We start from the raw sequence: 377 nt of genomic DNA on the forward strand, positions 1-377 counted from the left end.
GCTGGACAACAGCGGCAGTCTGCAGGGTGACAAGCACCTGGTGCTCAAGGGGGACTCCCTGAGCAATCAGGGCTCCCTGGCAGGTGGTGACTCCTTGGCAATTGAGGCCGGGAAGTTGAGCAATGGAGGGCGTATCGCAAGCCAGGATGTGGCGATTGACGCCCATCAGCTTAGCAGTACAGGTATCCTGCTCGGGGTATCACGGCTCACCCTTGACGGGGATGAGCTGGTGCTGACTGGTCAGCAACTGACCGACGGTGAGCTGCAACTGGGCAGCCGGCTGTTGCAACTGAGTGGCCAGACGCTGGTGGGAGGCAAAGCTCAGGTCACGGCAGAGGAAGGGCAGTTCGACGGGCTGCTCAAGGCCCAGTCGCTGG

At 61.8% G+C, this 377-nt stretch carries 1 protein-coding gene; it reads left to right on the forward strand.

Annotated features, from left to right (window positions below):
* On the forward strand, positions 1-377 hold a 377-nt coding region (locus ACW5W7_RS21325; protein ID WP_456503005.1), incomplete at both ends, for a hypothetical protein.

It is taken from the genome of Aeromonas intestinalis, assembly GCF_054052485.1.